Origin of the sequence: Agrobacterium sp. NPDC089420 (assembly GCF_044900305.1) — a bacterium.
Taxonomy (GTDB): domain Bacteria; phylum Pseudomonadota; class Alphaproteobacteria; order Rhizobiales; family Rhizobiaceae; genus Agrobacterium.
Genome location: NZ_JBJDMY010000008.1, coordinates 65,290 through 77,879 on the forward strand (window position 1 = coordinate 65,290; position 12,590 = coordinate 77,879).

Below are 12,590 nucleotides of genomic sequence, written 5' to 3' on the forward strand. Positions count from 1 at the left end.
ATGAGCGAGGACATGTCCCGACATAACCGCATCGTCTCCGCCCGCAAGGGCGCTCCCGTCAAGGGGAGCGCCACGCCCGGCGGCTGGTGCGCCTCCAATCTCATTCTTGCGATGATGGCGGCCCTGTTCGCCGCCGTTGTCGCTCTCGAAGTTCTTAACGGCTGATCGACCCTCATCGGTCGTCCCCGTTCAAACGCTGGAGCCTCTTCATGAGCCAGTCCAAACAAGCGAGCATCCTGGATTCTCGCATTCTCGTTCCGGCCATCGCCGCCGCATTCAAAAAGCTCAATCCGCGCACGCTTGCCCGCAACCCGGTCATGTTCGTGGTCGCGACCGTATCGGTGCTGACGAGCGTGCTGTTCGTCCGCGATCTCCTCATCGGCGGCGCCAATCTCGGTTTTTCCTTCCAGATCAATCTCTGGCTCTGGTTCACTGTCCTCTTCGCCAATTTCGCCGAAGCCGTCGCCGAAGGCCGCGGCAAGGCGCAGGCCGATTCGCTGCGCCGGACCCGCACCGAAACCCAGGCGAAACTGCTGACCGGCGATGACCGCAGCCAGTACAAGATGGTGGCGGGCACCAGCCTGAAGGTAAACGATATCGTGCTCGTCGAAGCCGGCGATATCATTCCCTCCGATGGCGAAGTCGTCGAAGGCGTGGCCTCCGTCAATGAGGCGGCGATAACAGGGGAATCCGCCCCCGTCATCCGCGAGTCCGGCGGCGACCGCTCTGCCGTCACCGGCGGCACGCAGGTGCTGTCGGACTGGATAAGGGTGCGCATCACGGCCGCTGCCGGCTCCACCTTCCTCGACCGGATGATTTCGCTGGTCGAAGGCGCCGAGCGCCAGAAGACGCCGAACGAGATCGCGCTCAACATCCTGCTGGCCGGCATGACGCTGATCTTCGTTCTCGCAACCGCGACCATTCCGAGCTTTGCGGCCTATGCCGGCGGCTCCATCCCGATCATCGTGCTGGTGGCGCTGTTCGTGACACTCATCCCGACCACCATCGGCGCGCTTCTGTCCGCCATCGGTATTGCCGGCATGGACCGGCTGGTGCGTTTCAACGTCCTCGCCATGTCCGGCCGCGCGGTCGAGGCGGCGGGTGATGTCGATACGCTGCTGCTCGACAAGACCGGCACCATCACCCTTGGCAACCGCCAGGCAACCGAGTTTCGGCCCATTCCCGGCGTATCGGAGCAGGAGCTTGCCGATGCCGCGCAGCTTGCTTCCCTTGCTGACGAAACCCCGGAAGGCCGCTCCATCGTGGTTCTCGCCAAGGAAAAATACGGTATCCGTGCCCGCGATATGCAGAAGCTGCACGCCAGTTTCGTGCCTTTCACCGCCCAGACCCGCATGAGCGGCGTGGATTTCGAAGGTGCGACCATTCGCAAGGGCGCGGTCGATGCCGTTCTTGCCTATGTCGACGGCGGTTCGGTGCAACAGGGCAATACGGCAATTGCCGTCAGAACCGAAACGGATACCACACGTGCAATCCGCACGATTGCCGAAGAGATCGCCAAGGCCGGCGGCACGCCGCTCGCCGTCGTGCGCGATGGAAAGCTGCTCGGGGTCGTGCAGCTGAAGGATATCGTCAAGGGCGGCATTCGCGAGCGTTTCGCCGAGCTTCGCCGCATGGGCATCCGCACCGTCATGATCACCGGCGACAATCCGATGACGGCGGCTGCCATCGCGGCGGAAGCGGGTGTCGATGATTTCCTTGCCCAGGCAACGCCGGAAAACAAGCTGGAGCTGATCCGCGAGGAGCAGGCCAAGGGTAAGCTCGTCGCCATGTGCGGCGACGGCACCAATGATGCCCCGGCGCTGGCGCAGGCCGATGTCGGTGTCGCCATGAACACCGGCACGGTGGCGGCGCGTGAGGCGGGCAATATGGTCGATCTCGACAGCGACCCGACCAAGCTCATCGAGATCGTGGAGATCGGCAAACAATTGCTGATGACGCGCGGCGCGCTGACGACATTCTCCATCGCCAACGATATCGCCAAATATTTCGCCATCATCCCGGCGATGTTCCTGGTGCTCTATCCGCAGCTTGGCGTCCTGAACGTCATGGGGCTTTCGACGCCGCAAAGCGCGATCCTCTCCGCCATCATCTTCAATGCGCTGATCATCATCGCGCTCATTCCGCTGTCGCTGAAAGGCGTCAAATACCGCCCGATCGGCGCCGGTGCGCTGCTGTCGCGCAATCTCGTCGTTTATGGTCTCGGCGGCATCATCGTTCCCTTTATCGGCATCAAGGCCATCGACCTCGCCATCACGGCGCTTGGTCTCGCCTGAGGAGTAAACACAATGTTCAAACAGCTTCGTCCCGCCCTGGTGCTGATCCTTGCCACCACCGCCATTACCGGCCTTGCCTATCCGCTGGGCATGACTGGCCTTGCGCAGGCGCTCTTTCCCTTTCAGGCCAATGGCAGCCTGATCGAGAAAAACGGCAGCGTGGTGGGTTCGCAATGGATCGGACAGGCCTTCACCGGGGAGAAATATTTCCACGGCCGGCCCTCGGCTGCCGGTGACGGATATAATGCCGCCGCATCTTCCGGCTCCAATCTCGGTCCGACCAGCGCCAGGCTGATCGAACGGGTGAAGCAGGACTACGAGACGGCGAAAGCCGAAAACCCGGAGGCCGAGGTGCCGGCCGATCTGGTGACGGCATCGGGCAGCGGTCTCGACCCGCATGTTTCGCCTGAGGCCGCCTATTTCCAGATACCGCGTGTGGCAAAGGCAAGGGGCATGGATGAAGCCTCGTTGCGCGCCATTGTCGAGCGTCATGTCGAGGGACCGGAACTGGGCTTCATGGGCGAACCCGTCGTAAATGTGCTGGCGCTGAACATGGCTCTTGACGCAGCCGGCTCATGACCTGAAATGGCTATGGCTTCTTCGGACGCCATAGCCTCGACCACTGGTGGGTTAAATGCCTGACGATATCAGCAATATGCCGAACCGACCGTCGCCCGATGCGCTGCTGGAAAACGCCCGGCGCGAGGCGCGGGGCCGGCTGAAGATTTTTTTGGGCGCAGCCCCCGGCGTCGGCAAGACCTATGAAATGCTGATGTCCGGCCGTGCAAAGCTTGCGGATGGCGTCGACACCATTATCGGCGTCGTGGAAACCCATGGCCGCCGCGAAACCGAAGCGCTGGTCGAAGGGCTGGAGGTGATCGCCCGCAAGCGCATCGATTATCGCGGCCAGATGCTGGAGGAGATGGATCTCGACGCCATTCTCGCCCGTCGCCCGGCTCTGGTTCTGGTGGATGAGCTTGCCCATACCAATGCCGCCGGCAGCCGCCACCCCAAGCGCTATATGGATGTGCAGGAAATCCTTGCGCAGGGCATCGATGTCTACACGACGCTGAACGTCCAGCATGTCGAAAGCCTGAACGACGTGGTGGCGCAGATCACCCGCATCCGCGTGCGCGAAACTGTGCCCGACAGCATCATCGACCGGGCCGACGATGTGGAAATCATCGATATCACCCCGGACGACCTGATCAAGCGCCTGAACGACGGAAAGGTCTATATGCCGCGCACCGCGCGGCGCGCCATCGAGAATTATTTTTCGCGCGGCAACCTGACGGCGCTGCGCGAACTTGCCTTGCGGCGCACGGCGCAGCGGGTGGATGAGCAATTGCTCAACCACATGCAATCGCATGCCATTTCCGGCCCCTGGGCGGCGGGGGACAGGGTTCTGGTCTGCCTGGACCACGGCGGCAACGGCCCGGGTCTGGTGCGTTATGCCCGAAGGCAGGCGGACCGGCTGCGTGCGCCATGGACGGCCCTGCATCTCGATACGCCGCGCTCGCAGCAATTGTCGGAGATGGAGAAGGACCGGCTGGCGGCCACCATGCGGCTTGCGGAAAAGCTGGGCGGCGAGACCGTGACCCTGCCGGCGCTCGATCTGACGCGCGAGATCATCGCTTATGCCAACGCCAATAATTTCACCCACATCATCATCGGCCGCCCGAAGAAGAACTGGTGGCAGCGCCTGTTCCAGCGCTCGCTGACCCATGACCTGATCGACCATGCGGGCGATATCAGCGTTCACGTCATTTCCGGCGACAAGACGGCGGAAAAACCGGCGCAGGCGGTGAGGCCGGCGTCCTCGCGGCATGGCAACCGGGTCAAGGCCTATCTCAGCAGCACATTGCTGGTGGCGGTGGCGATCGTTGTCGGCATCGGGCTCGACCAGATGCTCGACGTCCGGAATCTGGCGCTGGTATTCCTGATGGCGGTTCTGGCGGCGGCCGTGCGCGGTGGCCTGGGGCCTGCGCTTTATGCCTCGTTGCTCGGCGCCTTCGCCTTCAATTTCTTCTTTCTCGAGCCGCGCTATACGCTGACGGTGAGTGCGCCGGACAGCGTCGTGGCGCTGCTGTTTTATTTCGGGGTGGCATTGGTCGCCTCCAATCTCGCGGTTGCCGTGCAGCGGCAGGCGGCCTCGGCGCGGGCGAGGGCACGCACCACCGAGGACCTCTATCTGTTTTCCAAAAAACTGGCAGGTACGGGCACGCTCGACGATGTGCTGTGGGCCACGGCCTATCAGATGGCGTCGATGCTGAAGGTTCGGGTCGTTCTGCTTCTGCCGGAAAACAATGCGATTACCGTCAAGGCGGGTTATCCGCCGGACGATACGCTGGCCGATGCCGATATCGCCGCCGCGCAATGGGCATGGGAACATAACAGACCCACGGGCCGCGGCGCAGATACGCTGCCGGGGGCGAAGCGCCTTTACCTGCCGTTGCGCACCGGCAGCGGCGCCATCGGCGTGGTGGGGCTGGATGACGACCGGGTTGGCCCGCTGCTGACACCCGAACAGCAGCGGCTTTTCGATGCGCTGGCCGATCAGGCGGCCCTTGCCGTCGAGCGTATCCAGCTTGTCTCGGATGTCGACCGGGCAAGGCTTGCGGCGGAAACCGACCGGCTGCGCACCGCGCTTCTGACCTCGATCTCCCACGATCTTAAAACGCCGCTGGCGGCCATTCTGGGTTCGGCCGGAACGCTCAAGGATTTTGCCGACGATATCCCGCCCGATGCGCGCGCCGAGCTGCTGTCGACGATCGTTGAGGAATCCGAACGGCTAAACCGTTTCATCTCCAATCTTCTCGATATGACGCGGATCGGCTCAGGTGCTATGGAGCCGAATTACGGGCTGCATTTCCTGGGAGACATGGTCGGTACGGCGCTTTCGCGTGCGGCGAAAATCGTCGTCAGGCATGAGATCGTCCTGGATATTCCCTCCGACCTGCCGATGCTGAAGGTCGATCCGGTACTGTTTGAACAGGTTCTGTTCAATCTCATCGACAATGCCGCCAAATACGCCCCCGAACACACGACAATCGGGATTAACGGATGGCGGCAGGGCAGGCATGTCTTCCTGTCCGTCACTGACGAGGGGCCGGGCATTCCGCCCGACGATACCGAGCGGGTGTTCGACAGTTTCTACCGTATACGCAAGGCGGATCATGTGCAGGCCGGAACCGGGCTCGGCCTGTCCATTTGCAAGGGTTTCATCGAGGCCATGGGCGGCTCGATCCGTGCGGAGAACCGGGTGGGCCGAAGCGGTGCGCAATTCACCATAGGCCTGCCTGTTCCCGCCGACGCGCCGGTGCTGGATCATGATTAAGGCGCCATTGCCGGCGACAGGAGGGCGTGCGCCGTACCGTTCCGCCGAAGGAGATCGGAAATGACCAATTCCGCCGTTCGTATTCTGATCGTCGACGACGAGCCGCCGATCCGCAAGCTTTTGCGGGTGGGGCTGTCGACCCAGGACTATGCGGTGAGCGAGGCGATGAATGCGAAGGTGGCGATGGAACTGGTCGCGCAGGACAAACCGGATCTCGTTGTTCTCGATCTCGGCCTGCCGGATATGTCGGGGCATGATCTGCTGGCGAAATGGCGCGGAGAGGGGCTGTCGCTGCCGGTCATCATTCTTTCCAGCCGCACGGATGAGGCCGGTATCGTCAAGGCATTGGAACTGGGGGCGGATGACTATATCACCAAGCCCTTCGGCATGAACGAACTTGTCGCCCGCATTCGTGTTGCGCTCCGCCATCGCCTGCAGAGCCAGGGGGAGAGACCGGTTTTCCAGACGGGCGACCTTTCGGTCGATCTCGTCCGGCGCATCGTCAAGGTGGAGGGCCGGGAGGTGAAGCTCTCGCCCAAGGAATATGATATTCTGCGGGTTCTGGTCCAGCATGCGGGCAAGGTCTTGACCCACCGCTTCCTGCTGGAACATGTGTGGGACGAACTGACCGACGTGCAATATTTGCGGGTCTATGTTCGCCAGCTTCGCCAGAAGATCGAAAAAATCCCGGACCAGCCGCGTTATATTCTGACGGAGACCGGTGTCGGTTACCGCCTGCAGGACGTGTGAGGGCGCGGCTATCAGGCGCCCTCCGATATGTTTCAGACCGCGGCGCAGATCGACAGGAATTCGTCCACGTCGGCCTCGGTCGTCGCGAAGCTGGTGACCATGCGGATCAGCACTTCGTCCTTGCCGACCTTTTCCGGCATGTCGCGCGGCTCCAGCCAGTCATAGAATTTCGCGCCTTTTTCCGTTGCTGCCTGCGCGGCGGCCTTCGGCAGAATGGCGAACACTTCGTTGGCCTGTGTCGGCCAGGCGAGGCGGGCGCTGTTGAGCGAGCCGAAACCGGCGCGCAGCCGGTTGGCCATGGCATTGGCGTGGCCGGCGAGGCCAAGCCAGAGATCGTCCTGCAGATAGGCCTCGAACTGCGCGGCGATGAAGCGCGATTTCGAAAAAAGCTGGGCCGTCCGCTTGCGCAGGAAGGAAAAGTCCCGGGCGAGCGCGGGATCGAAAAACACGATCGCTTCCGCGCACCAGCAGCCGTTTTTCGTGCCCCCGAAAGACAGGACGTCGACGCCGCGTTTCCAGGTCATTTCAGCGGGCGTGGTGCCGAGTGCGGCAAGCGCATTGGCAAAACGCGCGCCATCCATATGCAGCGGCAGGCCGTTCTCCTTGGCGATTTTGGCAATGGCGTCGATTTCATCGAGCGTATAGACCGTGCCGGCTTCTGTCGCCTGCGTCATGGTGATGGCGGCGGCGCGGCCATGGTGCACGGCATCCTGCGGGTAACGGGCAATGCGTTCGATCAGGTTTTCCGGCAGCATCTTGCCGTTCGGCCCCTCGACGGCGACCATGCGCATGCCGCTGAAGAAATCCGGCGCGCCGCACTCGTCCTCGATCACATGCGCTTCGGAATGACAGAAGGTCAGGCCGCCGGCACGGGCGATGCTGGCCAGCGACAGCGAATTGGCCGCCGTGCCGGTGGCGACGAAAAACACGGCGACCTCGCGCTCGAAGATCTCGTTGAAGCGTTTTTCGATGGAGAGATCGAGTTCGCTGGTGCCGTAAGCAGCGGCAAAGCGGGTGGATTCCCGCGAAAGCCGTTCATTGACGGCCGGATGGGCGCCAGCCCAATTGTCTGAAGCAAAAAACATCTCTGAAGGCTTTCCGATAGCTGAGGTTCTGTGTTGGGCTGCGTGAAGCGATGGTCGGCAAAGTTCTAGGACCTAAGCCGGCGATTGGCAAATCCGGCAATGAAAGCAACGGGTCGGCCCGTTTTGCGACAAGATAGTTTCGCGCAATAGGTCAGTATCGAAACTTCGCTGCGAAATGAGGCTTTCACTAATTGGATTCGCACCCTTGCTAATTCCGCCCGTTTCTGCCAAAATTCTCGGGAATTAAGACAGCTTTGCTGTCCTAAATTTGACCGAGCCGGCCTGAATGCGGATTTTGCGGGAAGCGAAAATTCGTGTCGAGCCGGATCTTCGCATGAAACCATGCAGGTAATTTTGCAGGAGGGACAAAAATGACGAATAAGCCGCAGGCGGATATCGCCGCCGCAACCCTGACCACAGACTGTCCCACCGCGGCTGCGGCCGCACCCGTTTCTGCGAAGGCGCGTTTCGCGGGCGGCTTGCCGGAAAGGCAGGGTCTTTACGATCCGGCCAATGAACATGATGCCTGCGGCGTCGGCTTCGTTGCCCATATGAAGGGCGTCAAGTCCCACCAGATCGTCAAGGACGGTCTGTTCATCCTCGAAAACCTGACACATCGCGGCGCGGTTGGCGCCGATCCGCTGATGGGCGATGGTGCCGGTATTCTCGTGCAGATCCCGGACCGCTTCTTCCGCGAGGAAATGGCCGCGCAGGGCGTGACGCTGCCGAAGGCGGGCGAATATGCCGTCGGCCATATCTTCATGCCGCGCGATCCGGCCCGCATCGAACACTACAAGAAGGTCATCGTCGACGTGATCGGTGAAGAGGGACAGCAGTTCCTCGGCTTCCGCGACGTACCCGTCGACAATGCGTCGCTCTCCAAGGCGCCGGATATCGCCGCGACCGAACCGCACCACGTTCAGGTCTTCATCGGCGCCGGCCGCGAGGCTGCGACCAATCCCGATTTCGAGCGCAAGCTGTTCCTGATCCGCAAGGTGCTGTCCAACCGCATCTATGATGAGGGCGGCGGCAAGGAAACGCAGGATTTCTACCCCGTTTCGCTGTCTTCCTCCACCATCGTCTACAAGGGCATGTTCCTCGCCTATCAGGTAGGGGCCTATTACAAGGATCTGGCTGATCCGCGTTTTGAATCCGCTGTCGCGCTCGTGCACCAGCGCTTCTCGACCAACACCTTCCCGTCGTGGAAGCTGGCGCATCCCTACCGCATGGTCGCCCATAACGGCGAAATCAACACGCTGCGCGGCAACGTCAACTGGATGGCGGCGCGTCAAGCTTCGGTTTCGTCGGTGCTGTTCGGCGACGATATCTCCAAACTCTGGCCGATTTCCTATGAAGGCCAGTCGGACACGGCCTGTTTCGACAACGCGCTCGAATTCCTCGTGCGCGGCGGTTATTCCCTGGCGCATGCCGTGATGATGCTGATCCCGGAAGCCTGGGCCGGCAACCAGTCCATGTCCGCCGAACGCAAGGCATTCTACGAATATCACGCAGCACTTATGGAGCCGTGGGACGGTCCGGCCGCCGTCGCCTTCACCGATGGCAAGCAGATCGGCGCGACGCTCGACCGCAACGGCCTGCGCCCGGCGCGCTACCTCGTCACCGATGATGACCGCATCATCATGGCGTCCGAAGCCGGCACGCTGCCGGTGCCGGAAGAGCGCATCGTCAAGAAGTGGCGCCTGCAGCCCGGCAAGATGCTTTTGATCGACATGGAAAAGGGCTCGATCATTTCCGACGAGGAAGTGAAGCACGAGCTTGCCGCCAAGCACCCCTACCGCAGCTGGCTCGACCGCACGCAGCTCATTCTCGAGGAGTTGAAGCCGGTCGAACCGCGTGCGCTGCGCCGCGACGTGTCGCTGCTCGACCGCCAGCAGGCCTTCGGCTATACCAGCGAGGACACCAAGCTCCTGATGTCGCCGATGGCGACGACCGGCCAGGAAGCCATCGGCTCCATGGGCACCGATACGCCGATTTCGGCCATGTCGGAAAAGTCGAAGCTGCTTTACACCTATTTCAAGCAGAATTTCGCGCAGGTGACCAACCCGCCGATCGACCCGATCCGCGAAGAGCTTGTCATGAGCCTCGTGTCCTTCATCGGTCCGCGCCCGAACATTCTCGATCACGAAGGCGCCGCCCGCGCCAAGCGCCTGGAAGTGCGCCAGCCGATCCTGACCAATGGCGATCTGGAAAAGATCCGCTCCATCGGCCACACGGAAGACCGCTTCGACACCAAGACGCTGGACTTCACCTATGATGTGGAGCGCGGCGCGGAGGGCATGCCGGACATGCTGGACCGTCTGTGCGAGCGGGCGGAATCCGCCGTTCGCGGCGGTTACAACATCATCGTTCTCTCCGACCGCCAGCTTGGCCCGGATCGCATCGCGATCCCCGCCCTTCTGGCGACGGCCGCCGTACACCATCACCTGATCCGCAAGGGACTGCGCACCTCGGTCGGTCTCGTCGTTGAAACCGGCGAACCGCGCGAAATCCACCATTTCTGTCTGCTCGCCGGCTACGGCGCTGAGGCGATCAACCCCTATCTCGCTTTCGACACGCTGCTTGACATGCACAAGCACGGCGCTTTCCCGAAGGAGGTCTCCGAGGACGAGGTTGTCTACCGTTACATCAAGGCGGTCGGCAAAGGCATCCTCAAGGTCATGTCCAAGATGGGCATTTCCACCTACCAGTCCTATTGCGGCGCGCAGATTTTCGACGCCATCGGCCTGTCTTCGGAATTCGTCGAGAAATATTTCTTCGGCACCGCCACCTCCATCGAGGGCGTGGGTCTCACCGAAATCGCCGAGGAAACCGTGACACGCCATACGGCGGCTTTCGGCAAGGATCCGATCCTTGCCAATACGCTCGATATCGGCGGCGAATACGCCTATCGCATGCGCGGCGAAAGCCACGCCTGGACGCCGGATGCCGTCGCGTCGCTGCAACATGCGGTGCGCGGCAACAGCCAGGACCGTTACCGCGAATTCGCCGGCATGGTGAATGAGACGGCGCTGCGCATGAACACCATTCGCGGCCTGTTCAAGGTCAAGTCGGCGGAAGCGCTCGGCCGCAAGCCGGTCTCCATCGACGAGGTCGAGCCGGCGGCCGATATCGTCAAGCGCTTCTCGACCGGAGCCATGTCCTTCGGCTCGATCAGCCGCGAGGCGCATACCACGCTTGCGATTGCGATGAACCGCATCGGCGGCAAGTCCAATACGGGTGAGGGCGGCGAAGAGGCAGACCGTTACATGCCGCTTCTGAACGGCAAGCCGAACCCCGAGCGTTCCGCCATCAAGCAGATCGCGTCTGGCCGCTTCGGTGTGACGACGGAATATCTCGTCAATGCCGACATGCTGCAGATCAAGGTGGCGCAGGGCGCAAAGCCCGGCGAGGGCGGCCAGCTGCCCGGCCACAAGGTGGATGCGACGGTTGCCAAGACCCGGCATTCGACCCCGGGTGTCGGCCTCATCTCGCCGCCGCCGCATCATGACATCTACTCGATCGAAGATCTGGCGCAGCTGATCTACGACCTGAAGAACGTCAACCCGGAAGCAGATGTCTCGGTGAAGCTGGTGTCGGAAGTGGGCGTCGGCACGGTTGCCGCCGGTGTTGCCAAGGCGCGTGCCGACCATATCACCGTTGCTGGTTTCGATGGCGGTACGGGCGCTTCGCCGCTCACTTCGCTGAAACATGCGGGTTCGCCCTGGGAAATCGGCCTTGCCGAAACCCAGCAGACGCTGGTGCTGAACGGCCTTCGTTCGCGCGTTGCGCTGCAGGTGGATGGCGGTCTGAAGACCGGCCGCGACGTCATCATCGGCGCGCTGCTCGGTGCGGATGAATTCGGCTTCGCCACCGCGCCGCTGATTGCGGCCGGCTGCATCATGATGCGCAAGTGCCACCTCAACACCTGCCCCGTCGGCGTCGCCACGCAGGACCCGGTCCTGCGCAAGCGCTTCAAGGGCACGCCGGAACACGTCATCAACTACTTCTTCTTCGTGGCCGAGGAAGTGCGCGAAATCCTCGCCTCGCTTGGCGTCACCAAGCTGGACGAGATCATCGGCGCTTCCGAACTGCTGGAAAAGGATGAGATGCTGGCCCACTGGAAGGCCAAGGGGCTGGATTTCAGCCGCATCTTTCACAAGGTCGAGGCACCCAAGGAGGCGACTTTCTGGACCGAACGCCAGAAGCACCCGATCGACGATATTCTCGACCGCAAGCTGATCGAAAAGTCCCTGCCGTCGCTCGAAAATCGCGAGCCGGTCGTCTTCGAAGTGCCGATCAAGAATGTCGACCGTTCCGCCGGCGCCATGCTTTCGGGCGCGCTTGCCAAGCGCTGGGGTCACAAGGGCCTGAAGGACGATACGATCCACGTGACGCTGCGCGGCACGGCGGGGCAGTCCTTCGGCGCCTTTCTCGCCCGCGGCATCACCTTCGATCTGGTGGGTGACGGCAACGACTATGTCGGCAAGGGCCTTTCGGGTGGTCGCATCATCGTGCGCCCGCCGGAAAACACCCGCATCGTCGCGGAAAACTCGATCATCGTCGGCAACACGGTTCTCTATGGTGCGATCACCGGCGAGTGCTATTTCCGTGGCGTGGCGGGCGAGCGTTTCGCGGTGCGTAACTCCGGCGCGGTCGCGGTTGTCGAAGGTGTCGGCGACCACGGTTGCGAATATATGACCGGCGGCATTGTCGTCGTTCTCGGCGAGACGGGCCGCAACTTCGCGGCCGGCATGTCCGGCGGCGTGGCTTATGTTCTCGATGAGAAGGGCGATTTCGCCACCCGCTGCAACATGGCCATGGTCGAGCTGGAGCCGGTTCCGGAAGAAGACGACATGCTGGAAAAGCTGCATCATCACGGCGGCGACCTCATGCACAAGGGACGTGTCGACGTTTCCGAGGACATGACGCGCCACGACGAGGAGCGCCTTTACCAGCTGATCTCCAACCACTTCCATTACACGAACTCGTCGCGCGCCAAGGATATACTCGACCGCTGGAGCGAGTTCCGCCCGAAATTCCGCAAGGTCATGCCGGTCGAATATCGCCGCGCGCTTGAGGAAATGGAGCGCATGCGCATGGGCGTGGCGGCGGAGTAATCCGCCG

7 protein-coding genes are annotated in these 12,590 nt (G+C 62.2%); 6 read left to right on the top strand and 1 reads right to left on the bottom strand.

Annotated features, from left to right (window positions below):
* Nucleotides 1-12: 12 nt before the first annotated feature.
* The 5 genes from ACI2KA_RS14375 to ACI2KA_RS14395 are packed head-to-tail and all read left to right on the top strand — an operon-like array spanning nt 13 to nt 6,381.
* Entirely contained in the window at nt 13-165 is a 153-nt protein-coding gene (locus tag ACI2KA_RS14375) for a hypothetical protein (protein ID WP_404503123.1), read from the top strand.
* Nucleotides 166-209: 44 nt separating this feature from the next.
* Entirely contained in the window at nt 210-2,294 is a 2,085-nt protein-coding gene (gene kdpB, locus ACI2KA_RS14380) for a potassium-transporting ATPase subunit KdpB (protein WP_404503125.1), read from the top strand.
* A gap of 12 nt (nt 2,295-2,306) precedes the next feature.
* Entirely contained in the window at nt 2,307-2,873 is a 567-nt protein-coding gene (gene kdpC, locus ACI2KA_RS14385) for a potassium-transporting ATPase subunit KdpC (RefSeq protein WP_404503127.1), read from the top strand.
* A gap of 55 nt (nt 2,874-2,928) precedes the next feature.
* Nucleotides 2,929-5,631 (top strand): DUF4118 domain-containing protein, encoded by a 2,703-nt coding sequence (locus tag ACI2KA_RS14390; RefSeq protein WP_404503129.1) that lies wholly within the window; start codon nt 2,929-2,931, stop codon nt 5,629-5,631.
* Nucleotides 5,632-5,691: 60 nt separating this feature from the next.
* A complete protein-coding gene (locus tag ACI2KA_RS14395) occupies nt 5,692-6,381 on the top strand; it encodes a response regulator transcription factor (protein WP_404503131.1) in 690 nt (229 codons plus the stop codon).
* A 32-nt stretch (nt 6,382-6,413) separates the two neighbouring features.
* On the opposite strand, the gene ACI2KA_RS14400 is transcribed toward ACI2KA_RS14395, so the two are convergent.
* The gene (locus tag ACI2KA_RS14400; protein ID WP_404503133.1) at nt 6,414-7,466 is read right to left on the bottom strand and encodes a low specificity L-threonine aldolase; all 1,053 of its coding nucleotides are present in this window, start codon (nt 7,464-7,466) and stop codon (nt 6,414-6,416) included.
* Nucleotides 7,467-7,837: 371 nt separating this feature from the next.
* Here ACI2KA_RS14400 and gltB point away from each other — a divergent pair, with 371 nt between their 5' ends.
* Nucleotides 7,838-12,583: a glutamate synthase large subunit gene (gene gltB, locus ACI2KA_RS14405; RefSeq protein WP_404503135.1), complete on the top strand. Its 4,746-nt coding sequence runs from the start codon at nt 7,838-7,840 to the stop codon at nt 12,581-12,583.
* Nucleotides 12,584-12,590: the final 7 nt, after the last annotated feature.